The sequence below is a fragment of the Neotabrizicola sp. VNH66 genome (assembly GCF_049445895.1).
Taxonomy (GTDB): Bacteria; Pseudomonadota; Alphaproteobacteria; order Rhodobacterales; family Rhodobacteraceae; genus Pseudogemmobacter.
On the sequence record NZ_JBMSDW010000006.1, the window covers coordinates 63438 to 88815 of the forward strand.

Genomic DNA, 25378 nt, shown 5'->3' on the forward strand with positions numbered 1-25378 from the left:
GGAAGTTTCCGCCATCTTTCCGTGCATTAGCCGCGCAGTGCATGTGCTGATCGCGCAAGGGCTTTCCGCGGCGGCCATTCTCGCGCAGGATGTGGCCATGGCCAACGAACGCTCCCCCCGCCTGTGTGTCCTGATCGACGCCGACAATGTGCCCGCCGCCTATGCCGAGGTGATCTTCGAAGAGATCGCCGCCTTGGGCGAGGCTTCGGTGCGCCGGATTTACGGCGACTGGTCGGCGATCCGGCTGAACGCCTGGGCCAAGAAGGTGGCCGCGCTTGGCATGGTCGCGGACCAGCAGTTCGCCAACACCAAGGGCAAGAATGCCAGCGACATCGGCCTTGTCATCGCGGCGATGGATTTCCTGCATTCCGGTCTGTTCGACGGCTTCGTCCTTGTGTCTTCGGACAGCGATTTCACCCGGCTGGCCGCGCGCATCCGCGAGCAGGGCCTTGATGTCTACGGCATCGGTGAGAAGAAAACGCCCGAGGCCTTCCGCATGGCCTGCAAGCGGTTCATCTATGTTGAGAACCTCGGCGAAACGGAGCCGGAACCCGCGCGCCCCGGGGCCGCCGCGACCGAAACGCCGCGCGCCGCAGGCGGGAAAGAGCCGCCGGTGAATGCGACCCCGCTGATCGCCGCGGCCATGCGCGCCATCGACCCCGAGGGGGAGTGGTTCTCGCTGGGCCAGATCGGCCAGTTCATCACGCAGGCTAATCCGGATTTCGACACCCGCACCTATGGTTCGGCCAAGCTGTCGGACCTGATCCGCAAACTGGCCCGGTTCGAGGTGCGGCAGGACGGCAACCAGCTGATGGTGCGGGACAAGGCCTGATCTCTGCGTCTCCGCCACGGGCTCTCTGCGGGAATGCAGAGTTGGTTGCCGCGGATTTCTGACTATGTTCGCCTCTGAACAGGAGGCTTTGCCATGACGCAACAAGTCGAACTCGGTCTTCATACCTTTGGCGATGTGACGGTGGATGCCGCCGGTCTGCCGGTGCCGCAGGATCAGGTCCTGCGCGATGTGGTGGAACAGGCGGTAGTGGCTGACCAGACCGGGGTGGATTTCATCGGTCTGGGGGAACATCACCGCGACGATTTCGCCATTTCCTCGCCCGAGGTCATTCTGGGCACCATCGCGGGCCGCACCTCGCGCATCCGGCTGGGCACGGCGGTGACGGTGCTTTCGACCGACGATCCGGTCCGGGTGTTCCAGCGGTTTTCCACCCTGCATGCGCTGTCGGGCGGCCGGGCCGAGCCGATCGTGGGCCGCGGGTCGTTCACCGAAAGCTACGGCCTTTTCGGTCATGACATGGCCGATTACGACACCTTGTTCGAAGAGAAGCTGGATCTCTTCGCCAAGCTGGTGAAGGAGGAGCGTGTCACATGGTCCGGCCAGACCCGCACGGGGCTGAAGGATCAGGTGGTTTATCCGCCCCTGGCACAGCCGATGCCGGTCTGGGTCGGCGTGGGGGGCAGCCCGGAATCGGTCGTGCGCGTGGTGCGGCAGGATCTGCAGCTGATGCTGGCGATCATCGGCGGCGATCCGAAGCGGTTCGTGCCCTATGTGGACCTCTATAACCGCGCGGTGGAGCAGATGGGCCGCACCGCCCGCCCGGTGGGGGTGCATTCCCCCGGCCATGTGGCCGCGACGGATGCCGAAGCGCAGGAGCAGGCCTGGCCCGCCTATAAGGAAATGTATGGCCGGATCGGGCGCGAACGCGGCTGGTCGCCGGTGACGAAGGCCAGCTTCCTGTCTGAGGTCAACCACGGTTCCAGCTATGTGGGCAGCCCCGAGACGGTAGCGAAAAAGATCGCCGCCACGGTCAAGGCGCTGAACCTGCAGCGGTTTGACCTGAAGTATACGACCGGCCCCATCCCCCATGCGGTGCAGATGGAGGGCGTGCGGCTTTACGGTGAAAAGGTCATCCCGATGGTGCGGGACATTCTGTCGGGCCGCTAACCCTCGGCCAGATCGGGGTTCGCGCCCAGATGGCGGGTGCCCCGGTCCTCGGCCAGCCGCATCTGCCGCTCGCGCTCGCGGAACCGGGCGCGGTCGGCTTCGGAATATTCGCCGACGCAGGCCGGGCAGCAGACGCCGGGTTCAAACGCCGGATGGGTGCGATCCTCGCGGCTGACCGGGCGGCGGCAGGCCCCGCAAGAGGTATAGTCGCCGGGCACCAGACCGTGACCGACCGAGACCCGTCCGTCGAAGACGTAGCATTCGCCCTGCCATGCGGATTGCGCGGCGGGCACTTCCTCAAGGTATTTGAGGATGCCGCCCTTCAGGTGGAACACCTCTTCCACCCCCTGCGACAGCAGATAATTCGTCGATTTCTCGCACCGGATGCCGCCGGTGCAGAACATGGCGATGCGCTTGTTGTGAAAGCGCTCGCGGTTCGCCTCCCACCATGCGGGAAAGTCGCGGAAGCTGCGGATGTCGGGGTCCACCGCGCCGGTGAAGGTGCCGATAGCAACCTCATAGTCGTTGCGGGTGTCGATCACCGCCACATCGGGGGCCGCGATCAGGTCGTTCCAGTCGGCGGGCGCGACGTAATGGCCCACGGCGGCGCGCGGGTCCACGCCTTCGACGCCCATCGTCACGATCTCGCGCTTCAGTTTCACCTTCATCCGGCCGAAGGGATTGGCGGGGGCGGTGCTTTCCTTCCACTCCAGCCCCGCGCAGCCGGGCAGGGCGCGAAGATGGGCCAGCACGGAATCCACTCCGGCGCGCGGGCCCGCGATGGTGCCGTTCACGCCCTCAGCCGCCAGCAGGAGCGAGCCGCGCACGTTTGCCGCCTGACACAGGGCCAGAAGCGGTTCGCGCAGGGCGGCCGGATCGTCGAACCGGGTGAAGTGATACAGTGCGGCAATGATGAACATGCGGGCGGAATGAACCCCTTCGCCCCTGAAATCAAGGGCCGCGCTTGACGCAGGGCGGTGGGGAACCTAACCCCGGGGCAAGGGGTTTTCCGACGGACCCAATGGATGGAGGCCAGAATGCGCGACATCACCGAAGCCCTGATCGTGATCGACGTGCAGAACGATTTCTGCCCCGGCGGCGCGCTGGCGGTGGCAGACGGCGACAGCATCGTTCCCGGCATCAACGCCCTGATGGACGAGTTTCAGACCGTCGTCCTGACGCAGGATTGGCACCCCGCGAACCATGCCTCTTTCGCCGCCAATCATCCGGGGGCCGAGCCGTTCGGCGTGACCGAAATGCCCTATGGCCCGCAGGTGCTGTGGCCCACGCATTGCGTGATCGGCACACCGGGCGCGGCGTTGCACCGCGATCTGCGCACCGATCCGGCGCAGCTGGTGATCCGCAAGGGGTTCCGCCCCGAAATCGACAGCTATTCGGCGTTCTTCGAGAATGACCGCGAAACCCCCACGGGGCTGGAGGGGTATCTGGACACCCGCGGTATCACCCAGCTGACCTTTGTCGGCCTCGCCACGGATTACTGCGTGGCTTATTCCGCGCTGGATGCGATCCGTCTGGGTTTCAAGGTCTCGGTCCGGCAGGATCTGTGCCGCGGCATCAATCTCAACGGCTCGCTCGAAGAGGCGCGGGCGCAGATGCGCGATGCGGGCGTGGTGCTTCTGGACGCCTGAAGGCCGCCTGACCGCTGGACAGTGCCTGCGCGGGTTGCTTTAACGGCTCATCCGTCCGGAGGAGGCCCGCATGGTCGATATCGCCACCCGTGTCCATAATCACAACTGGAAGATCGACCCGGTCGTCCGGTCGCTGATCGACACGGACTTCTACAAGCTCTTGATGTGCCAGTCGATCTTTCGGAACCGGCCGGACACCAACGTCGTCTTCAGCCTGATCAACCGGACGAAATCCGTCCGTCTGGCCGAGCTGATCGACGAAGGCGAATTGCGCGAACAGCTGGACCATGTCCGCAGCCTGTCGCTGAAGCGGGGCGAAAGCACATGGCTGCGGGGGAACACCTTTTACGGCAAGCGCCAGATGTTCCGCCCCGATTTCATGGAATGGTTCGAGAATCTGCGCCTGCCCGCCTATCACCTGGAAAAGCGCGACGGCCAGTATGAGCTGACCTTCGAGGGCAAATGGCCCGAGGTCATGCTGTGGGAAATCCCCGCGCTGGCCGTGATCATGGAGTTGCGCAGCCGCGCCATCCTGAAGGACATGCGCAAGTTCGAACTTCAGGTCCTTTATGCCCGCGCGATGACCCGGCTTTGGGAAAAGATCGAACGGCTGCGGAACATCCCCGATCTGAAGATCGCCGATTTCGGCACCCGCCGCCGCCATGGCTATCTGTGGCAGGACTGGTGCGTGCAGGCGATGCAGGAAGGGCTGGGCAGCGCCTTTACCGGCACGTCGAACTGCCTGATCGCCATGAAGCGCGACATCGAGGCAATCGGCACCAATGCGCATGAACTGCCCATGGTCTATGCCGCGCTGGCCACCGACGATGCCCGTCTGGCGCAGGCGCCCTATCAGGTGCTGGCCGACTGGCACGAAGAACATGACGGCAATCTGCGGATCATCCTGCCCGATACCTATGGCACCGAAGGGTTCCTGAAGAACGCCCCGGCATGGCTGGCCAGCTGGACCGGCATCCGCATCGATTCGGGCGATCCGGCGGCAGCGGCGGAAATCGCCATCCGCTGGTGGAAGGATCAGGGCGAAGACCCGCGCGAGAAGCTGGTCATCTTCTCGGACGGGCTGGATGTCGAGATGATCGAACGCCTTTACGCCCAGTTCAACGGCCGGGTGAAGGTGTCTTTCGGCTGGGGAACCAACCTGACCAACGACTTCCGCGGCTTTGTGCCGGGTGATGCGCTGGCGCCGTTCAGCCTTGTCTGCAAGGCGGTGTCCGCCAATGGCCGCCCCACGGTAAAACTGTCGGACAACCCGAACAAGGCGATGGGTCCGAAGGACGAGATCGCCCGCTACAAGCGCGTCTTCGGCGTGGGCGACCAGATCGCGCGCGAGGTGCAGGTCTGACCGGTCGCGCTGCGGCAGGTCAGTCCTCGCCCTCAATCCGGCCACGCAAGGCCTTTACCTCGCCGCGCACCGCCTTTGCCGTCAGACGGCGCCGTTGGCTGCCCAATGTGGGTTTGGTGGCGATGCGTTTTTTCGGTGCGACCAGCGCGGCGCGGATCATCTCGGCCAGCCGTTCGCGCGCGATTTCGCGGTTGCGGGCCTGGCTGCGGGTGTCGTCCACCTGAATGACCAGCGCGCCCTCGACCGTCCATTTGCGCCCGGCGATCCGCCGCAGCCGCGCTTTGACGGGCGGCGGCAGATGGGGCGACCGCTCGGCCTCGAACCGCAGTTCTACGGCGGTCGAGACCTTGTTGACATTCTGCCCGCCGGGACCCGAGGCGCGCATGAAGCTTTCGCTCAGCTCCCAGTCGGCAAGGGCAAGGGTTTCGGTGATATACAGCATGGCGGTTCAGCGGCAGGGGCGGCCCGCCCGAAGAGAAGGCGAAGCCGCACGAGAAGGCTGCGCAAGGCACCACACAGCCACAAGAGAAAGGGTCGCCTGAACGGCGACCCCTTCCGAGTTCCAAGGAGATGGGCCAGTTAGGAAAAAGCCCAACCAGGTTCGGTGCACTGAGGGGCTGCCCTCAGAAAACATGCCCCCTGACTGTCCCGACGCTTCTCTCCAATATCCCTCTAGACACTGGATCACCTCCTTTCAATGGGTTGCCGATAAGCTCAGCCTGCCACAGATATGGTGTCGGTCAACTGAATTTCCGCTACAGATACGTCACATCCTGTGATGTGGCCGGAAAACAACCCCGGGGCCGGAATAGGGCGCCCAAAATATGAGCAATCCATATCTGGCACATCGAATCTGCCCGGTTTGCGGGCAGATTCGGGGGTAATCAGACCGGACGGGCGATGAAACGCCCGACGATCAGGCGGAATGGCACCAGCGCGACCAGCGCCAGCAGAAGCTTCACCCCCCAATCCGCCAGGGCGAGCGACACCCAGAACGGCGCGTCGGGGCCGATGCCCAGAAGCGGCATGACCTCGCCCGCCCAGGACACGTCATCGGCCGGATGGATGAAGGCCAGCGTGGCCGAGAAGGCGATGGAGAAGAAGATCACCGTATCCAGCGTCGAGGAGACCAGAGTGGAGACGAGCGGCGCCTTCCACCATTTGTCGCGACGGAACATGGTGAAGACGGAGACATCGGTCATCTGGCCGACCAGATAGGCCAGACCGGACCCTATGGCCACGCGCAGGGTGACCAGCGGGCCGAACTCTCCCATGATCTGGGTGCCAACGAAGGAACAGGCCAGGCCGGTGACGAAACCGGCCAGCACCACCTTGCGCGCGGCCGAGGGTCCCTGCAGGCGGTTCACCAGATCGCCCACCAGAAAGGCGAAAGGATAGCTCCAGGCGCCCCAGGTCAACCAGGCGCCCATGGGAAACTGCACAAGGATGTTCGAGGCCAGCACGATGGCGGCCATGGCAAGAATGCCGGGCAGAAGACGGGTCATGTTGTTTTCCGTTTTGACAAGGTAGCGGACACTTGGCCCTGCCGCGCAGGGCGGGTGGGGACGGCGCGGCATAATCCGCTCGCGTGGCTGCGTCAACGGTTCGTCAGCCCGGGGGCAGGCGGTATTCCACAATCTCGTTGCGCAGGAAGAACTGGTGATTGTCGTCCGACACCATGGTCAGGCGGATCGCGCCGGTTTCGTCCTGCCAGACCGACAGGCCTTCAAGGTTGTCATGCGCGCCGGCGGGCGTTTCGACGACGACCTCTTCGGCGGCGATCCCGTCCGTGGTCAAACGCAGCGCCCGCACCCGGCTGGCAAAGCCGCCCAGCCCGTAGAAGGCGCGCTCTAGAATATACAGCCGCCCGTCCGGCCCGAAATCCGCACCGACCGGCAGATAGGGGCCACGGCGGGGCAAAGAGAAGGGTTGGGTCCAGCGTTCGCCGTCAAAGCGGTAGAACGGAAAATCCTGCGTCTTGTCGCGGGTGTCTTCGGGCAGGGTCCAGAGGGCGCCCGAGGCATCCACCGCCAAAGCCTCCAGCGAGGCATTCTTCGGCATCAGGGCAAAGGCCTTGGCATCGGGCAGGTTCACCGCCGGGCCGCCGAAACGGTCGTAGCGCAGCACCCGGGCCACGCCCTCGAACGAGACGTAAAGCGTGCCGTCCGGGGCCATCGCGATTCCCTCGCTGTCCGAACGGGATTTCTTCAGCGGTGCGTCGCCGGTGGCGCGCAGTTCCTGCATCGGCTCCAGCTCCACCCCGGTGATCCGGCCCAGCCCGTCGCGGCTGACCGTGCCACGGGTCCAGGTGCCGCGGTCCGACAGCACAACGATCTGGCGCCCATCTTCCGACAGTTCCACGCCGGAAAACCCGCCAAAGCGGGGATCATCGGATTTCCAAGCATAGGACGACACGAAACCGGCGGGGACAAAGGGGCTGGCGCCCCCCTGCAATCCCACCGCCAGCAGTGCCGCCGTCAGTCCGAGGCGAGCACGTCTTTGCATTGCTTGGGCAGGTCCGCCATGGTGAATTCGCGCGGCCCCTTCTTGCGGGGCTGGTCTTCGTCCTTGGGCTTTTCGGCCCCTTTCTTGGGCGGGTTCAGATAATCCGTCACCCACCAGGTCAGCGTCTCGTCACAGCCGTCGCCGCCATTCGACAGGTCGGCCACCGTGGGCGTCTGCGTCTCGCACATGCGGGCGCCGGGCGGGCATTTCAGCCGCACGTGGAAATGGGTGTCATGCCCGGCCACGGGGCGGATCTTCTGCAGCCATTTCTTGTCGGATTTCTTGGCAGTCTTGCACATCTCGATCTTGATCGAGGCAGCCACGAAGATGCGGTCCACCCGCGGATCCAGCGCCGCCGTCTTCAAGAGGCGCGCGGCCGTCGGTCCCCAGTTTTTGGTGACCGACTTCTGATCGGCCGAGCGCATGGGGATGGAAGAAATATTCTCCCGCTCTTTCACCGACAGCTTCAGGCTTTTGGGGGCAAGCCACCAGATATCCGCATCCAGCCCGATCTGGTGGCTGGCATGGCCGCTGGTCATCGGCCCGCCGCGCGGCTGGCTGATATCGCCGACATAAAGTCCCTTGCCCCAGCCCATGGCCGCCGCCTCGGACGACAGGTCGGCCAGAAACTGGATCATGACCGGCTGGCCCCAGTTGCGGTTGCGCGACAGCCGCATCGCCTGCCAGGTCGGCCCCGTCTCGGGCAGCACGATCAGCCCCGCGGCGCAGCCCCGCGCATAGCTGCCCACCGGCATCGACTCCTGATTGGACGGGGTCGTATGCGCGCCGAAGAGCTTGTTGGCCAAGGGTTCGGCCACGGCAGGCATGGGCAGGGCAAGTGCGGCGCACAGGATCATGCGCCGGACGGTCGTGCGAAGGGTCATCGGGTCTGCTCACCTCTGGAATTGACGAAGAGTAGCAGGATCAGGCCCAGAAGAAACAGCACGATCAGCGGCACCATGCCGATGCGCTGTGATCCGCTGATCGTGGTGGCCAGCGCGATCATTGCGGGCGAGATGAAGCTGGCCACCTTGCCGGACAGCGCATAAAGCCCGAAGGCTTCGGTCGCGTGGTCCGGATCGGTATGGCGCACCATCATCGTCCGGCTGGCGGCCTGAATCGTGCCCCCCGCCGCGCCGATCAGCGCCCCGCAGAGGAAGAACAGGTTGTCCGAGGCGGCCGAGGCCGGGTCCAGCGGAATGCCCCAGACGCTTTCCCGGGTCAGGCCGACGATGACCAGAACGATGGCGCTCAGCACAAGGATCGACACGACGATCACCGGCTTCGGCCCCCATTTCCGGTCCGCCCGGCCGCCGACCCATGAGGCCGCCACCGCGGTGATCGCCCCCACCACGCCAAAGATGCCGATCTGTCCGATGGACCAGCCCAGCACGCCCGAGGCATAGACCCCGCCGAAGGCATAAAGCGCATTCAGCGCATCGCGGTAGAACAGCGAGGACAACAGATAGGCCGACAGGCTGCGGCGGTAGCGCAGCGAGGCCAGCAATTCCTTCAGTTGCGCCAGCGCGCGGCCCAGATGCATTTGCTGCGGTGTGGTCTTCGGCTCCTTCACCCACAGGAAGAACGGGATCATGAAGACCGCGAACCACAGCGCCGTGAAAGGCCCGACGATGCGGGTGCCGATCTGCGTCTCGCTGTCCTCGCCCAGCACCGGCGGCAGGCCCAGATAGGTCAGGCCGGTTTCGGGGCTGGCCACGAAGAAGCCCAGCATGATGATCAGCGCGATCAGCCCGCCCAGATAGCCGAAGGCAAAGCCGGAGCCGGAGATCGCGCCCATATCCTCATGATCCGACAGCGAGGGCATCAGCGCATTGGTGAATATCGTGGCGAATTCCATACCGATGAAGCCCAGGCCGAAGAAGCCCACGGCGAAATACAGCATGCCCACGCCGCCGCCGGGGGCCACCCACCACAGCGCCCAAGCGCCGATGACGTAGAGGGCCGAGAAGATCCAGACCCAGACCAGCCGCCGCCCGGTCGTGTCGGCCACCGCACCCAGGATGGGCGCCAGAACCGCGATGATCAGCGACGACAGCGTCAGCCCCACACCCCAGAAGCTTTGCGCGGCGGCGGCGGCGGTCTCCGCCTCCATCCCGGTGCCCATGTAATAGCCCCGGGCGACCTCGGCGAAATAGGGGCCGAAGACAAAGGTCAGCAGCAAGGTGTTATACGGCTGGCTGGCCCAGTCGAAAAAATACCAGCCCCAGATGCGCTTGCGTTTGCTGATCATGTCCCGCCCTCTTTTGGCGCGAGTGAATCCGCAAAACGGCGGCGGCGCAAGCCCGCGTTGTGGCAGACAGAGGGGGAGGCCGCTCAGGCCTGCGGTGGCCAGGGCCGTTCGGCATCGGCGTCGATCCAAGCCCGCACCCATGCGGGCAGGGCGGGGCTTTCGCCGGGCAGACCAAGCGCCACCGCCATCTCGGACGGCGGCACGATCCCGCGCTTGCCCTGCGTGATGGCCGAGCGGATCAGCACCTGCGAGGTGCAGTCCCCCCGGACCCACATGCTCTGATCCATATAGACGAACCGCCCGTCCCAGCCCAAAAGCCGGGTCTTCATTTCGATCCGGTCGAAGGCCTTCACCCGCTTGCGGTAGCGGACCGAGGCGCCCGCGACGGCCAGCCCCCAGCCTTTCGCCCGCGCCAGCTTGTCCAGCCCGGTGCGGGTGGCCATCGGGATACGCCCCAGATCATACAATGTCAGCGTGCGACCGTTGTTCAGCTCCATCCACGGGTCGATGTCCCACGGCCAGCAGAGGTGGTGGCTGATGTGGGTGTCGAACGGGTGCAGGCGGGGCGCGCTGCGGAACTTCACCACTTCCTTGACCAGCCGGAACCATGGATACATGCCGCCGCCTCCTGCTTTGCGGGTTCCGGCCTGCCGCGATGCGGCGAAAAGGTCAAGCATGACCCCGCGTCCGCCGCCTATGGCATTGCCCTTGGGCGCTGCCCGCGCTACCTCTTTCGCCATCCGGAAAAGCGAGGGCGCGATGAAGTCTGTCTACGACATCTTGATGCTGATACTCGGCGTGGTGCAATTCGTTGTGCTGGCGCATGTGATCATGTCGTGGCTGATCAACTTTCAGGTGCTGAACCTGCGCCAGTCCCTGGTGGCACAGATCTGGTACGGCCTGAACCGCATGCTGGAGCCGATCTACAGTCAGGTCCGCCGCATCCTGCCCGCCACCGCGGGAATCGACTTTGCGCCGCTGGTCGTGCTGCTGGCCGTCTATGCCCTGCGCATCATCCTGATGAACAACATCGCCGCCTTCTACTGATGGCCGATCCCGCGGCACTTCTGGCCCGGGTCTTCGGCTTCCCGGAGTTTCGTCCCGGGCAGGAGGAGATCGTCTCTGCCGTAACGGCGGGGCAGAACACGCTGGCCATCATGCCCACCGGCGGGGGCAAATCGCTGTGCTATCAGCTGCCCGCGCTGTGCCGGTCCGGGGTGACGGTGGTGATCTCTCCGCTGATCGCGCTGATGCGCGATCAGGTCCGTTCCCTGCGCGAGGCCGGGGTGGAAGCGGGGGCCCTCACCTCCGGCAACACCGAGGATGAGACGGAAGATGTCTTCCGCGCGCTGGACGAGGGGCGGCTGAAGCTGCTTTACATGGCGCCGGAACGGCTGGGATCGTCGCAGCCGCTGCTGCGGCGGATCGGCGTTTCGCTGATCGCGGTGGATGAGGCGCACTGCGTCAGCCAGTGGGGCCATGATTTCCGCCCCGATTACCTGCGCATCGGTGAATTGCGCCGCGCGCTGCGGGTGCCTCTGGCCGCCTTTACCGCCACCGCGGATGAGGAGACCCGGGCCGAGATCGTCAGCCGTCTGTTCGACGGAGAGACGCCCGCGACCTTCCTGCGCGGCTTTGACCGGCCGAACATCCATCTGGCCTTTGCGGCCAAGGACTCGCCGCGCGAACAGATCCTGCGCTTTGCCGCCGCGCGGAAGGGGCAGTCCGGGATCGTCTATTGCGGCACCCGCGCCAAGACCGAAACGCTGGCGCAGGCCCTGCGCGAGGCGGGCCATCCCGCGCTGCATTATCACGGCGGGATGGAGGCCGACGACCGCCGCCATGTGGAAACCCGGTTCCAGCGCGATGACGGGCTGATCGTGGTGGCGACGGTGGCCTTCGGCATGGGGATCGACAAGCCGGACATCCGCTGGGTCGCTCATGCCGACCTGCCGAAATCCATTGAATCCTATTATCAGGAAATCGGCCGTGCGGGTCGGGACGGGTCCCTGGCCGAGACGCTGACGCTGTATGGTGCGGATGACATCCGCTATCGCCGCACCCAGATCGACGAAAGCGCCGCGCCTGCGGAGCGCAAGATGGCCGACCACGGTCGGCTGAACGCGCTTCTGGGGCTGGCCGAGGCTTTGGCCTGCCGCCGTCAGGTGCTGCTGCGCTATTTCGGCGAAGATCCGCGGCCCTGCGGCAACTGCGATCTTTGCGACCGCCCGGCCGAGGTGTTCGACGGGACCGAGCCGGTGCGCAAGGCGCTGTCCGCCGTGCTGCGGACCGGGGAAAGCTATGGCGCGGGCCATCTGATCGACATTCTGACCGGCACGATGACCGACCGCATCCGTGAACGCGGCCACGACGGGCTGCCGACCTTCGGGGTGGGGCGCGAACGGTCAAAGGCGGCCTGGACCGGCATCTTCCGCCAGATGATGGGCCGCGACTTCCTGCGCCCCGATTTCGAACGCCATGGCGCCCTGCGGATGACCGACAGTGCCATTCCGGTGCTGAAAGGGCAGGAGCAGGTGCTGCTGCGCAAAGAGGTGGCGCCCGACCGCCGCATCGCCGTGAAGGCGATGGTGGCCGAAGAGGATGCGCCGCTCTTGTCCGCGCTGAAGGCCAAGCGCCGCGCTTTGGCCGAGGCGGCGGCCGTGCCCGCCTATGTGATCTTCACCGACCGCACCCTGATCGAGATGGCCGAACGGCGGCCGGCGACGCTGGACCAGATGGCAGGCATCACCGGGGTCGGCGCGAAGAAGCTGGAAAGCTATGGCGCGGCGTTTCTGGCGGTCATCACCGGGGCGCAGGACAGCACCCATCCCGCCCGTCGCGCGCTGTCCGGACGGCCCGAGGGCGACCTGTTCGACCGGCTGGCCGAGGCGCAGGCCCGGCTTGCACGGGGCGAAGACGGCACGGAAAAGCCGATGTCCTGCACCCACAGCACGTTGCGCCAGATCGCCGAACGCCGCCCCCGGACCCTGGAGGAGATAGAGCGGGTGCAGGGCATGGGACCACAAAAGGCGGACCGCTTCGGCCAGGCCTTTCTGGCGGTTCTGCGCGAAATCTGATCTTCGGTTCGGACGGCGCTATCCACGTGCAGATTCAGCTGAACTCTACGTCCGCACTCCGCAATTGTCCGCGGCGGACGGCTTCGGCCCCGTGAGGGCCGCCGCGGCGCAAGCTTTCATGCCGCATCCTCGGCAGCGGCGGTCACGGGCAGGGCACCTTCGGGGCAATGTTCGGCCAGCGCGGCCAGGATCTCTCCCCGCCGCAGCGGCTTGGTCAGATAGCGGTCGATCCCGGCCGCCAGGATCGCCTCGCCATCGCCGTCCATGGCATGGGCGGTCAGCGCGATGATCGGGACATGCGCCCCGGCCGTTTCCGCCTTGCGGATGGCGGCGGCGGCCTCCTTCCCGTCCATCTCGGGCATGGAGATGTCCATGAACACCAGATCGGGGCGGAAGCTGTGCCATTCCTCGACCGCCGCGCGCCCGTTGGCCGCGAAGCGGAGGTCGATCTCCAGCCCGCGCACCATCTTCTGGAACACCAGCTGGTTGGTCTTGTTGTCTTCGGCTGCCAGAACCCGCATCCGCCGCGGCGGCCCGGCCGTGACGGCGGCGACGGGTGCCTCGGCCTCCGGCTCGGCGGTCAGTGCCCGCAGGCGGCGGTAAAGCTCGGCCCGCAAAGCGGGTTTCTGCAGGATCGCATCCAGCGCCGCTGCACCCTCCCGCTCCCGCGCGGCGGCGGGATGGGCCGAAAGCAGCACCACCGGCATGGTGAACCCTGCCGCCCGCATTCGCACGGCGAGAGTAACTCCGTCCATTTCCGGCATCTCATGATCTGTCAGCACCAGATCAATGCCGGGATCGCGGTCCAGCAGCGCCAGCGCCTCCGCGCCGGAGCGGCACTGCACCACCTCCACACCGCAGGGAACCAGCTGGCGTTCCAGAATGGTGCGGTTGATGAAGCGGTCATCCACCACCAAAGCGCGGCGGAAGGCGGCGGGCGGCTGCGCCGGGGCTGCGGGTTCCCCGGGTTGCAGCGTCAGCCGGAAGCCGAAGACCGAGCCGGTGCCCTTGTCGCTGTCCACCCAGACCGCGCCGCCCATCCGCTCGATCAGGCGGCGGGTGATGGCAAGGCCAAGGCCGGTGCCCTCATATTTGCGGTTCCGCTCCTCCTCGACCTGATTGAACTCGCCAAAGATGTGGTCAAGGTGTTCGGGCGCGATGCCGATGCCGGTGTCTTCCACCGTCACATGCAGCTGCTGGCGGCCATCCTCCACCTCCATCCCCACGACGCGGGTCAGCACATGGCCCTGATCGGTGAATTTCACCGCATTGCCGATCAGGTTGGTCAGCACCTGCCTGAGCCGCCCCGGATCGCCCACGAAAAGCGTGGGCAGGAACACGTCGTAGTCGATGGTCAGGTCGATTCCCTTGGCACGTGCCTGCGGCTGCAGAAGCATGGTCACCTCATGGATCGTGCGTTCCAGATCAAAGGGTTCCGGGCGCAGGGTGACGCGCTCTGCCTCCAGCTTCGAATAGTCCAGAATGTCGTTGATGATGACCAGCAACGCCTCTCCGGACGAGCGGATGGTGTCGGCGAACAGCCGTTGTTCATCGGTCAGGCTGGTGTCGCACAACAGCTCTGCCATGCCGACCACGCCGTTCAGGGGCGTGCGGATCTCATGGCTCATATTCGCGAGAAAAGCCGATTTCGCCCGGCTTGCCGCCTCAGCCGCGCGGCGGGCGGCATCCAGTGCGGCCTGCTGTTCGCGCAATTGGGTGATGTCGCTGCGCAGGCCCACGCGGCCGCCGTCCGGCGTGGCATGTTCCTGCTCCATGATCCAGCGGCCGTCCGACAGCTGGCAGATGCTGTGGCCCTTTGCCGCGCGCATCTGGGCCAGCCGTTCGGCCAGCCATTCTTCCTCGCGCCCCTGCGCCTCGGGCACATGACCCCGGTTCAGCCCGTCGCGCAGGAGCTGTTCGAAACTGATGCCGGGCACCATGCCGGCAGCGCTGTCCGGGAACATGTCGCGATAGCGTTGGTTGAAGGCCAAGAGCCGTTCCTCCCTGTCGAAAAGGACAAAGGCATCGGGCAGCGCCTCAATCGCGGCCCAGATGCGCATCTGTTCGGTGATGTCGATGGCAAGGCTGACCAGATCGCCGCCCTGCGTGCGCCGCTCCACCAGGCGCACCCATGCGCCCGAGGTGAATTCCAGCGTCTCGGACGGGATGGGGTCGCCGTCCAGCCGGCCGATCATGCGGGCGATCCAGTCTGGGCCGTCAAGACTGCCGGTCTGCACCAGTTGCCGGTCGACCAGCATGTGCAACAGGGTGCCGTAGGACAGGCCCGGGGGCATTCCCGTGCGGCCGAACCCGTCCAGCCAGGAGCGGTTGGCCGAGACGAGAGCAAGCTTGCTGTCGAAGACGGCAAAGCCGTCGCGGATCGTGTCGATCGAATCCCAAAGCCGCCGCTCTGCCATGACGGCCTGGGTGTTGGCGCGGTCCAGCGCGTCCAGAACCCGGCTGTTCTGGCCTTTCAGACTGGCCGCCTCATGCTGGGCGGTGCGCACCACCTCGCGCTGTTCGACGATCTGTTCGGACAGGGAGCGGGCATGCAGCGCAAGCTTTTCATTGGCGGTGAAAAGCTCACGCGTGCGCTGTTCCAGCAGGCGTTCCGCCGCCAGCCGTGCCCGCCGTTCCTTTGCCAGTCTTTCCGTCAGGTCCATGTATCCCAGCCGACATCCTGCCGTGCCCGGTGACGGCGGAAAGGGGCCGACGTCCGGATTTCGCGACTACCTTCGCCGCTTCCGGTGAACCAAGACTTAACGCAAACCGCTCCTCGTTGCGCTTGCCCCCCGCCGGGGCGGCGTGCCAGAGTTGCGCCATAACAGGAGGGATTTCCGATGCGCCGTTTTGCCAGAGCCGCCGCCGCGGCGCTGCTTTTCGCCATTCCGACGCTGGCCGCCGGACAGGATCTGATTCCGCAGAAACGCACCATCGTGACGGTCGATTCGGATTTTCCGGGCGGCGATATCTCTTCAATCTTCGACACCACGCAGGATGCCTGCGAGCGGGCCTGCCTGACCAACACGCGGTGCGAGGCCTATACGTTCAACACCCGCAACGGCAGCTGTTTCCTCAAGGCTGACCCCGGCCAGCCCACGGCGTTTCAAGGCGCGCAATCGGCCATGGTCGTGGCGGCCGATCCCGCGGCGGTGATGCGCGCCGCAACCCGGCGGCCGGAACTGACCTTCGTGCCGGACTGGGACATTTCCTCGGCTCTGGACATGGCGCAGACGCTGGGCCGCACCCATACGACCGGCCCGTGGAGCGCGGAAGAACATCTGCAAGCCGCGGCTGAGAATGAAGCGAACGGCGATTGGGTGATGGCCACGGCCTTCACCGGGGCGGCCCTGAACCGCGACGATTCGGCGGATCTGTGGCTGGAATATTCCCGGCGTGCGGCCCGCGCGGCCGAGAGCGTCTCGGACAAGTGGTGGTATCAGAGCCGCGCCTTCTATGCCGCGGTCAACGCCTATCTGCGCGCCGACAGTGCCGCGCAGCGCCACACCATCCTTGTGCAGATGGCGCAGACGCTGGAGGTGATCGGCCGCGGGCGTGACATGGTGCAGGCGCTGCGTCTGGCGCAGTCGCTGCAGCCGCGGGACGACACGGCGGCGCTGCTGGACGATGCCATCGGCAAATACGGCTTCCGCATGGCCGAGAACCGGGTGGAAGCCGATCTGGCCCGCCCGCGGATCTGCGCCTCCTTCACCGAGGATCTGGTGACCTCGGGCGTGGATTACGGCGATTACGTCAAGCTTCCCGATACCGGCATGGCGGTCGAGGCGGGGGGCTACCGCGAGCTGTGCGTGACCGGCGTCACCCATGGCCAGCGCTATACCGTCACCTTCCGCGAGGGGCTGCCCGCGGCGGATGGCCAGACGCTGGCCAAGGATGTGGAGCTGACGCTTTACGTGCGCGACCGCAATCCCGGCGTTAAATTCCCCGGCCGCGGCTATGTGCTGCCGAAGTCCGACGATGCGGCGCTGCCGGTGGAGACGGTGAACACCGAAAAGCTGGATCTGGTGCTCTATCAGGTCACGGACCGCAATCTGTTGCGGGCCATCCAGAGCAGCTATTTCGGCCGCCCAATCTATACCTATGACGAATACACCTTCTCCGATGAGATCGGGCAGGAGGTCTGGACCGGCACCGCCACCGTCACACAAGAGGTGAACCGCGACGTGACCACCCGCCTGCCGATGGGTGAGGCGCTGGCAGGCCGCCCCGCGGGCATCTATGCGCTGAAGGCCAGCGTGCCGGGCGTCGACCCCTATACCATCGGGCCGGGCTGGCAGTGGTTCGTCGTCTCAGACCTTGGCGTCACCACGATGACCGGGGTGGACGGGCTGCATGTCTTCGTGCGCAGCCTTGGCACCGCGGGCGCCAAACCGGGCGCTACGGTCGATCTCCTCAGCCGTGGGAACGCGGTGCTGGGAACGGCGACGACCGACGATCAGGGCTATGCGCGCTTTGACGCCGGGCTGGTGCGCGGCACCGGCTCTTCGGCGCCGGGCATGGTCGTGGTGCGGGACGGCGAGACCGATCTGACCTTCCTGTCGCTGACTGATCCGGAGTTCGATTTGTCTGACCGCGGGGTCGAAGGGCGCGAGGCCGCGCCGCCGGTGGATGTGTTCCTGACCACGGACCGCGGCGCCTATCGTGCGGGCGAAACGGTCTATGCCACCGCGCTGGCCCGCGATCCGCAGACCGAGGCGGTGGAAGGCCTGCCGCTGACCGCCGTGCTGAACCGCCCGGACGGCGTGGAATATTCCCGCCAGCTGGTGCAGGACGGCGGGGCGGGGGGCCATGTCTTTGCCCTGCCGGTGGCGGGCAGCGCGCCGCGTGGCGTCTGGACGCTGGCCATTCTGGCCGATGCCGATGCGGCCCCGCTGGCGCAGACCACCTTCCTCGTCGAAGATTTCCTGCCCGAACGGATCGACTTCACCATTGCCGCCGATGAGGCGCCGGTCTCGCTCGCCACGCCGGTGGTGCCGCTGACCGTTTCGGCGAAATACCTGTTCGGCGCCCCGGGGGCCGGGCTGGCGGTCGAGGGCGAGGTCTCGCTCCGCGCGGCCACCGGTCTGCCGCAGTTCCCGGGCTATGTCTTCGGGCGCAGCGACCGCCCGTTCTCCACCCTGTTCGAGACGCTGCCCGCGGCCGAGACATTGGAGGATGGCACGGCCTATCTCGACGCGGCCCTGCCGCAGACCGAAGACCCGGGCCGTCCGCTGCAGGCGACCTTCACTGTCCGCGTGGCCGAAGGCTCGGGCCGGCCGGTGGAACGCCGGATCACCCGTGATGTGGTGCCCGCGGCGGCGATGATCGGGGTTAAGCCGCTGTTCGACGGCGTGGCCGGCGAAGGGCAGGATGTCAGCTTCGAGGTGCTGGGCATCGGCCCGGATCTGGCGCCTGCGCCGATGGACGTGAAGTGGACCCTGACCCGGGTTGAGACGGATTACCAATGGTATCAAAACTATGGCAACTGGTATTGGGAGCCGGTGACCTATCGTTCCCCGGTGGCCGAAGGCACGGCGACACTGGGCACGGACCCTGTGCAGGTGACGGGCCGGGTGGACTGGGGCCAGTATGAGCTGGCGGTGACCCGCACGGATGCGGGCGGCCGGGCCGAAACCTCGACCACGTTCTGGGCGGGCTGGTATGCGCCCGCCGATGTTTCGGCCACGCCGGACACGCTGGAACTGACGCTGGACAAGCCCGCCTATGCGCCGGGTGAAACCGCGCAGCTGCGGATCGTGCCGCGGGCGGCGGGCACGGCGCTGATCACGGTGCTGTCGAACCGGCTGGTGCATATGCAGGCGGTCGAGGTGAAGGAGGGCGAGAACCTGATCCCGCTGACCGTCACCGACGATTGGGGCGCGGGCGTCTATGTCACCGCCTCGGTTCTGCGGCCAATGGATGTGGCGGCGGGCCGCAACCCGGCGCGGGCGCTTGGCCTGTCTTATGCCAGCATCGCGCCCGGCAAGCGGGCGCTGACCGCGACGGTCGAGATGGCGGTCGAGTCGGCGCCCCGTGCACCGCTGGACGTGGCGGTGAAGGTGGAGGGTGTTCAGCCGGGTGAGACGGCCTATGTCACCATCGCCGCGGTGGATCAGGGCATCCTGAACCTGACCGGGTTCAAGGCCCCCGATCCGCAGGGTTATTACTTCGGCCAGCGCAAGCTGGGCGTGGGCATCCGCGATGTCTATGGCCGGCTGATCGACGGGCTGAACGGCGCCACGGGCGAGGTCCGCTCTGGCGGGGATGCGGGGGCACAGGCGCGGTTGCAGGCGCCGCCCCCCACAGAGGAGCTGGTGGCCTATTTCACCGGCCCTCTGCCCGTGGGCGAAGACGGCTATGCCCGCACCAGCTTTGACCTGCCGGCCTTCAACGGCACTGTGAAGGTCATGGCGATTGCATGGTCGAAGACCGGCGTCGGGCAGGCCAGCGCAGATGTGCTGGTGCGCGATCCGGTGGTGGTGACGGCCAGCCTGCCGCGCTTCATGGCGCCGGGGGATGAAAGCCGGGTGCTGTTGGAGATCGTCCATGCCACCGGCCCGGCGGGCAAGATGGCGCTGGCCGTTGCGGGTGAGGGCGTGACCCTTGGCCCCGTCCCGGTGGAGGTCACCTTGGCCGAAAAGGGCAAGCAGGTGGTCGAAGTGCCGCTGACCGCAGGCAGCCCCGGCATTCATCAGGTGAAGGTCACGCTGACCACGCCCGACGGCAAGGCGCTGGAAAAGGTGCTGACCCTGCCGGTGCAGGTGAACGATCCGGAAATCGCCAAGGTCAGCCGTCTGGACCTGAAGAAGGGGCAAAGCTTCACCTTCGATCAGGCGGTATTCGCGGATATGATTCCCGGTTCGGGCAAATCGGTCATGGCGATTGGCCCGATTGCGCGGCTGAACGCGCCGGGGCTCCTCGCCTCGCTGGACCGCTATCCCTATGGCTGCACGGAACAGATGACTTCGGTCGCGCTGCCGCTTCTCTATTTCGATGAGGTGGCGCGGGTGATGGACCTGAAGGGCGCGGAGAATATCCAGACCCGGATCGACCAGGCCGTGGCCGAGATTCTGACCAATCAGGGCAGCGAAGGCGGCTTTGGCCTGTGGTCCCCCGGTTCGGGCGACATGTGGCTGGATGCCTATGTGACCGACTTCCTGTCCCGCGCCCGGGCGCAGGGTTATGCGGTGCCGGATCTGGCCTTCCGCAACGCTTTGTCGAACCTGCGCAATCAGGTGAACTACGCGCCGGATTTCGACGCGGGCACCAATGGCGGCGGCACGGCGCTGGCCTATGCGCTGATGGTGCTGGCCCGCGAGGGGGCGGCGGCCATCGGCGATCTGCGCTATTACGCCGATGTGAAGGGCGACGACTTCGCCACGCCCTTGGCGCAGGCGCAACTGGGCGCGGCGCTGGCCTCCTACGGCGATCAGACCCGGGCCGATGCGATGTTCCGTAAGGCTGGGGCGAAGCTGAACGCACTGCCCGCGACCGAGAAGGAACAGCTGTGGCGCGCCGATTATGGCACGACCTACCGCGATGCTGCGGCGCTGTTGGCGCTGGCGGTGGAGGCGGGTTCCACGGCGGTGGACCGCGAGGAACTGACCGATCGGGTGTCCCGTCAGGGCGCGCATCTCTCCACCCAAGAGGCGACATGGGCGCTGATGGCGACCAATGCGCTGATTGACCGGCCCGATACCGCGGGCGTGTTGATCGACGGCCAGCCCGCCGATGGCCCGCTGGTCAAGGTGCTGACCGACGGCGCCGCGCCGGTGGTGGTGACCAACGAGGGCGCGGATACCACGATCACCGTCACCACCTACGGCGTTCCGGCCGAACCGGAACCCGCGGGCGGCAACGGCTATGCGATCACCCGCAGCTATTACACGCTGGACGGTGAGCCGGTGACGCTGGAGGGGGTGAAGGTCGGCGACCGGCTGGTCACGGTGGTGGAGGTGACGCCCTTCGCTTATTCCGAAGGGCGGCTGATGGTGGCCGATCCGCTGCCCGCCGGGTTCGAGATCGACAACCCGAACCTGATTTCCGGCGGCTCCACCTCGCAGCTGGGTTGGCTGGATGCCTTGCAGGACGTGCGCCATTCCGAATTCCGGCAGGACCGATTCCTGACGGCGGTCGACTGGACCTCGGACCAGAGCTTCCGGCTGGCCTATATCGTGCGGGCGGTGTCGCCGGGGACGTTCCACCACCCCGCGGCCTCGGTCGAGGATATGTATCGCCCTGACTTCCGCGCCCGCAGCGACGTGGGCACGGTGACGATCGCCGGCAAGTGATGCGCGCGCGCTGGATCTTCGGGCTGGCGGCGGGGCTCATCCTCGCCGCCGCCGGGCGCGACCGGTTCGATGACTGGATCGACGCCACGGCGCTGCCATCCCTGGTGCTGGAAACCTCGGTCGAGGTGACGGATCGCAATGGCGCGCTGGTCCGCGCCTATACGGTGGCAGACGGGCGCTGGCGGCTGCAGGCCGATCTGGCCGATGTCGATCCGCGCTATATCGCCATGCTGCTGACCTATGAGGACCGGCGGTTCTACGACCACGGCGGCGTGGACCTGCAGGCCATGGCCCGCGCGGTGGCGCAGGCTTTGTGGAACGGGCGCGTCGTCTCGGGCGGGTCCACGCTGACGATGCAGGTGGCGCGGCTGCTGGAGGATGGCACCACCGGCCAGATGGGCGGCAAGCTGCGGCAGATGCGTGTCGCGCTGAAGCTGGAGCGGGAGCTGACCAAGGATCAGATCCTGTCGCTTTATCTGCTGCTGGCGCCCTTTGGCGGCAATCTGGAAGGGGTGCGGGCGGCCAGCCTGTCCTATTTCGGCAAGGAGCCTTTGCGCCTGACCCCGGCGGAGGCGGCGCTTCTGGTGGCGATCCCGCAATCGCCGGAAAGCCGCCGCCCCGACCGGGCCGCCGACCGGGCCGAGGCCGCGCGCGACCGGGTGCTGGCCCGCGCGGTGACCTTTGATCTTCTGGAGCCGGAGGAAGCCACAGCCGCCCTGCGCGAGCCGGTGCCCGGGGTGCGCAAGCCCTTTCCCGCCCATGCCCCGCATCTGGCCGACCGCGCCCGGGCCGAAGATCCGGCGGCCCGCGAACATCATTTGACCATCGACCTTTCGCTGCAGAAAAAGCTGGAAGAGCTTGCCGTGCAGGCGGTGACCGGCAAGGGGAACCAGCTGCAGATTGCCATGGTGGTGGCCGATCACCGCTCGGGCGAGATTCTCGCCTCGGTGGGTTCCGCGGGCTTCAAGGCTGATGCCCGGCAGGGATTCGTCGACATGACCACGGCGCTGCGCAGCCCCGGGTCGACGCTGAAACCTCTGGTCTATGGCTTGGCCTTTGATCAGGGCCTCGCCCATCCCGAGACGCTGGTGGATGACCGGCCGATGACCTTCGGCACCTATGCGCCGCAGAATTTCGACCGGCAGTATCGCGGCGAAATCCGTGTGCGTGAGGCGCTGCAACTGTCGCTGAACATCCCCGTCGTGGCGCTGACCGATGCGCTTGGCCCGGCGAAACTGCTGTCGGCCATGGGCAAGGGTGGCATGCGCTATGCCCTGCCGGGCGATCAGCCGGGACTGGCCGTGGCACTTGGCGGGGTAGGGGTGACGTTGCAGGACATGGTGCAGCTTTACGCCGCGCTGGCCCGTGGCGGGGTGGCCCTTCCGCTGACCTGGCGGATGGAGGGCGACCGGGCGGAGGGGCAGCGCCTGATCTCCGCCGTGGCGGCCTGGCAGGTGGGCGACATTCTGGCCGGGCTGGCCCCGCCACCGGGCGCGCCGCAAAACCGGCTGGCCTACAAGACCGGCACCAGCTACGGTCACCGCGACGCCTGGGCCATCGGCTATGACGGGGCGCATGTGATCGGGGTCTGGATGGGCCGGGCCGACGGCACACCGGTACCCGGCGCCTTCGGGGCCGAGGTGGCCGCGCCGGTGCTGTTTCAGGCCTTCAGCCGGCTGAAGCTGCGGCTGGACCCGCAGCCGCCCGCGCCTGCGGCCACGCTGCTTGTCTCCAACGCGCAATTGCCGCAGCCCTTGCAGCGGTTCCGTCCGCGCAACGGCGCCTTCGTGGCCGAAAATGCACCCGCCGTGGTCTTTCCGCCGGACGGGGCCGAGGTGGAGCTGCTGGCACGGGGCCTGAAGGTCAAGGTTGAGGGGGGGAAAGCCCCGTTCACCTGGATGGTGGACGGGACGCCCGCGGCCACCGCCTCATCCGACCGCGAAACGCTTCTGTCCCTGAACGGGACGGGTTTTGTCACCGTGGTGGTGATCGACGCCGAGGGCCGCTCCGCCCGGTCACGCGTAAGGGTCTGGTAGAACGCAGGCTCGTCAATGCCCTGCGGGCACTTCTAAGATGCCTCCCCCGAGGCTTGCCCGAAGGGCATCGACGAGGGAGGTTGCGGGGATTACACCCGTTCGATGGCCAGCGCGATGCCCTGACCGCCGCCGATGCACATGGTCACCAGCGCGGTCTTGCCGCCGGTCCGCTCCAGCTCATACAGCGCCTTCGTCGTGATGATGGCACCGGTTCCGCCGATCGGATGGCCAAGCGCGATGGCCCCGCCGTTCGGGTTCACCTTGGCCGGGTCCAGATCCAGCGCGCGGGTCACCGCCAGCGCCTGCGCGGCAAAAGCCTCGTTCGATTCAACGACATCAAAGCTTTGCGGGCTGACCCCCAGCTTGGCGCAGAGCGCCTGCACCGCCGGGATCGGGCCGATGCCCATGATCTTCGGATCCACACCCGCCACCGCATAGCCCATGATCCGCGCCCGCGGCGTGCGGCCCGCCAGCGCATCGCCCCGCGCCAGGACCAGCGCCGCCGCCCCGTCATTCAGGCCCGAGGCATTCCCGGCGGTCACCGTCCCGTCCTTCTGGAAGGCCGGTTTCAGCTTGGCCAAAGCCTCGGCCGTGGTGGCCTTTGGATGCTCATCGGTGTCAAAGACCACAGTGCCCTTGCGGCCTGCCATCTCCACCGGGACGATCTGGTCGCGGAAGCGGCCTTGGGCGATGGCTTCTGCCGCCCGCCGCTGGCTTTCCAGTGCGAAGGCATCCTGTGCCTCGCGGGTGATGCCGTCCCGGGCGGCAACATTTTCCGCCGTCACGCCCATATGACCGGTGCCGAAGGGGCATGTCAGCGCGCCGGTCATCATATCCACGACCTTGGTGTCGCCCATCTTCTGGCCCCAGCGGGCGGTGGTCATCGCATAGGGCGACCTGCTCATGCAGTCCACGCCCCCCGCCAGCGCCATTTCGGCATCGCCCAGCATCAGCGCCTGCGCGGCCGAGACGATGGCCTGCGCGCCCGACCCACAAAGGCGGTTGACGTTCATCGCAGGCGTCGTCTCCGGCACGCCCGCGGCCATGGCGGCGACGCGGGACAGATACATGTCGCGCGGCTCGGTGTTGATGACATGGCCAAAGACCACGGTGCCGATCTCGGCGCCCTCAACACCGGCACGGGAAAGGGCGGCCTTGGCGGCCACCGTGGCCACATCGCAGGGCGCCAGCGCCGACAGCGCGCCGCCAAAGGTGCCGATGGCGGTGCGGGCGGCGGAAAGGATATAGATGTCGGTCATGGCTCACCTCAGGCTGATGCCGCAGCGCGGCTTTGGTGGCAGTCTAGCGCCGGGGGCGGTGAAGGGCAGGCTGACGTTACGTCAGACCGCGTCACCGCACCGGCGCACCGGGGGTCACGGGCAGCGGCTGGCGCCCCTCGGCCGTCAGCAGAAAGACCTCGCGCCCTTCGATGGCCACGGCGGTCAGCGGCCCGCCATAGGCGGCGGAACTGTCGATATTGACCCGATGGCCGTAGTGCACCGCCGCGGGCAGGGCGGTATGGCCGTGCACGATCAGCGGGCCCGGCACCGGCGGCGCATCCAGCCAGCCGTCGCGGATCCAGACCAGATCGGTCTCGGCCTGATCGGCAATATCTATGCCGGGCCGGATCCCGGCATGGACGAACAGCACGTCTCCCGCGCGGTGCCACGTCGGTCGGGTCTCAAGGAAAGCCGCATGGTCCGGCGGCACCGCGGCCAAAGCATCGGCATGGACGGGCGCCACCGGCCGGTCCCCGGCAGACCGCACCCCGTAAGAGGCCAGCGTTTCCACCCCGCCCAACCGCGGATGCAGCCAGGACAGATCGGGGCGCAGGCCCGGCTCATGCTCCTGCGGATCGCGCAGAAACCGGCTGAACATCCGGTCGTGATTGCCCTTCAGCACCACCCAGTCTTCCCCCGCGGCGATACCCTGCCGCAAATGCTCCACCACGCCGCGGCTGTCTGGGCCGCGGTCCACCAGATCGCCCACATGGATGACCGGGCCGGAGCCATGGCGGTCCATATCGCGGCGGATCAGATCATGGGCGGCGGTCAGCAGGGCCAGATGGCCATGAATGTCGCCGATGGCATAAAGGGGCATCGCATTCTCCTGTCGCCGCCCCGGTGTAGGCGCGGGTCTGCGTCGCGGCAACCGGCATCCGGCCGCGCAGCACATGAAAAAGGGGCCGCACTCCGGCCAGCCCCTTCATCTTGGCTCAAATATCCCACGGGGGTGCGGGGGTGTGA

Annotated in this window: 18 protein-coding genes; 8 read left to right on the forward strand and 10 right to left on the reverse strand. The window is 66.7% G+C overall.

The window, feature by feature from the left end:
- The first annotated feature begins 97 nt into the window (after positions 1-97).
- Entirely contained in the window at positions 98-832 is a 735-nt protein-coding gene (locus ACO2Q5_RS10540) for an NYN domain-containing protein (RefSeq protein WP_423290712.1), read from the forward strand.
- 93 nt (positions 833-925) lie between these two features.
- A complete protein-coding gene (locus ACO2Q5_RS10545) occupies positions 926-1960 on the forward strand; it encodes an LLM class flavin-dependent oxidoreductase (RefSeq protein WP_423290714.1) in 1035 nt (344 codons plus the stop codon).
- Here ACO2Q5_RS10545 and ACO2Q5_RS10550 read toward each other — a convergent pair.
- The gene (locus ACO2Q5_RS10550) at positions 1957-2880 is read right to left on the reverse strand and encodes a rhodanese-related sulfurtransferase (RefSeq protein WP_423290716.1); all 924 of its coding nucleotides are present in this window, start codon (positions 2878-2880) and stop codon (positions 1957-1959) included. The two genes, ACO2Q5_RS10545 and ACO2Q5_RS10550, sit on opposite strands and share 4 nt — an antisense overlap.
- A gap of 117 nt (positions 2881-2997) precedes the next feature.
- Between ACO2Q5_RS10550 and pncA the strand changes: the two genes are divergently transcribed.
- Entirely contained in the window at positions 2998-3609 is a 612-nt protein-coding gene (pncA, locus tag ACO2Q5_RS10555) for a bifunctional nicotinamidase/pyrazinamidase (protein WP_423290718.1), read from the forward strand.
- 70 nt (positions 3610-3679) lie between these two features.
- A complete protein-coding gene (pncB, locus tag ACO2Q5_RS10560) occupies positions 3680-4972 on the forward strand; it encodes a nicotinate phosphoribosyltransferase (RefSeq protein WP_423290720.1) in 1293 nt (430 codons plus the stop codon).
- A 19-nt stretch (positions 4973-4991) separates the two neighbouring features.
- On the opposite strand, the gene arfB is transcribed toward pncB, so the two are convergent.
- The 6 genes from arfB to ACO2Q5_RS10590 form a co-directional block, all read right to left on the reverse strand.
- Positions 4992-5414: an alternative ribosome rescue aminoacyl-tRNA hydrolase ArfB gene (gene arfB / locus ACO2Q5_RS10565; RefSeq protein ID WP_423290722.1), complete on the reverse strand. Its 423-nt coding sequence runs from the start codon at positions 5412-5414 to the stop codon at positions 4992-4994.
- Between the two features lie 442 nt (positions 5415-5856).
- The gene (locus ACO2Q5_RS10570; RefSeq protein ID WP_423290724.1) at positions 5857-6477 is read right to left on the reverse strand and encodes a queuosine precursor transporter; all 621 of its coding nucleotides are present in this window, start codon (positions 6475-6477) and stop codon (positions 5857-5859) included.
- Positions 6478-6580: 103 nt separating this feature from the next.
- A complete protein-coding gene (locus ACO2Q5_RS10575; protein ID WP_423290726.1) occupies positions 6581-7477 on the reverse strand; it encodes an esterase-like activity of phytase family protein in 897 nt (298 codons plus the stop codon).
- Complete coding sequence (mepA, locus tag ACO2Q5_RS10580; RefSeq protein WP_423290728.1) at positions 7450-8361, reverse strand: penicillin-insensitive murein endopeptidase; 912 nt, start codon at positions 8359-8361, stop codon at positions 7450-7452. Before mepA ends, ACO2Q5_RS10575 begins: the two co-directional genes overlap by 28 nt.
- The gene (locus ACO2Q5_RS10585; RefSeq protein ID WP_423290730.1) at positions 8358-9728 is read right to left on the reverse strand and encodes an MFS transporter; all 1371 of its coding nucleotides are present in this window, start codon (positions 9726-9728) and stop codon (positions 8358-8360) included. The genes mepA and ACO2Q5_RS10585 overlap by 4 nt, the downstream gene beginning before the upstream one ends.
- Positions 9729-9811: 83 nt before the next feature.
- A complete protein-coding gene (locus tag ACO2Q5_RS10590; protein ID WP_423290732.1) occupies positions 9812-10345 on the reverse strand; it encodes an acyl-CoA thioesterase in 534 nt (177 codons plus the stop codon).
- A 142-nt stretch (positions 10346-10487) separates the two neighbouring features.
- Here ACO2Q5_RS10590 and ACO2Q5_RS10595 point away from each other — a divergent pair, with 142 nt between their 5' ends.
- Positions 10488-10775 (forward strand): YggT family protein, encoded by a 288-nt coding sequence (locus tag ACO2Q5_RS10595; RefSeq protein ID WP_423290734.1) that lies wholly within the window; start codon positions 10488-10490, stop codon positions 10773-10775.
- Positions 10775-12805: a DNA helicase RecQ gene (gene recQ / locus ACO2Q5_RS10600; protein WP_423290736.1), complete on the forward strand. Its 2031-nt coding sequence runs from the start codon at positions 10775-10777 to the stop codon at positions 12803-12805. Before ACO2Q5_RS10595 ends, recQ begins: the two co-directional genes overlap by 1 nt.
- 116 nt (positions 12806-12921) lie before the next feature.
- Here the strand turns inward: recQ and ACO2Q5_RS10605 are convergent, their stop codons facing one another.
- Positions 12922-15468 (reverse strand): response regulator, encoded by a 2547-nt coding sequence (locus tag ACO2Q5_RS10605; RefSeq protein WP_423290737.1) that lies wholly within the window; start codon positions 15466-15468, stop codon positions 12922-12924.
- Positions 15469-15645: 177 nt separating this feature from the next.
- On the opposite strand from ACO2Q5_RS10605, the gene ACO2Q5_RS10610 reads away from it, so the two are divergent.
- The gene (locus ACO2Q5_RS10610; RefSeq protein ID WP_423290739.1) at positions 15646-21096 is read left to right on the forward strand and encodes an alpha-2-macroglobulin family protein; all 5451 of its coding nucleotides are present in this window, start codon (positions 15646-15648) and stop codon (positions 21094-21096) included.
- Positions 21093-23132, forward strand: coding sequence for a penicillin-binding protein 1C (pbpC, locus tag ACO2Q5_RS10615; RefSeq protein ID WP_423290741.1), 2040 nt, complete (start codon positions 21093-21095; stop codon positions 23130-23132). Before ACO2Q5_RS10610 ends, pbpC begins: the two co-directional genes overlap by 4 nt.
- 89 nt (positions 23133-23221) lie before the next feature.
- Here the strand turns inward: pbpC and ACO2Q5_RS10620 are convergent, their stop codons facing one another.
- Together ACO2Q5_RS10620 and ACO2Q5_RS10625 are read right to left on the reverse strand one after the other, a co-directional pair.
- On the reverse strand, positions 23222-24391 hold the full coding sequence (locus tag ACO2Q5_RS10620; RefSeq protein WP_423290743.1) for an acetyl-CoA C-acyltransferase family protein: 1170 nt from the start codon (positions 24389-24391) through the stop codon (positions 23222-23224).
- Positions 24392-24482: 91 nt separating this feature from the next.
- Entirely contained in the window at positions 24483-25232 is a 750-nt protein-coding gene (locus tag ACO2Q5_RS10625; protein WP_423290745.1) for a metallophosphoesterase, read from the reverse strand.
- Positions 25233-25378: the final 146 nt, after the last annotated feature.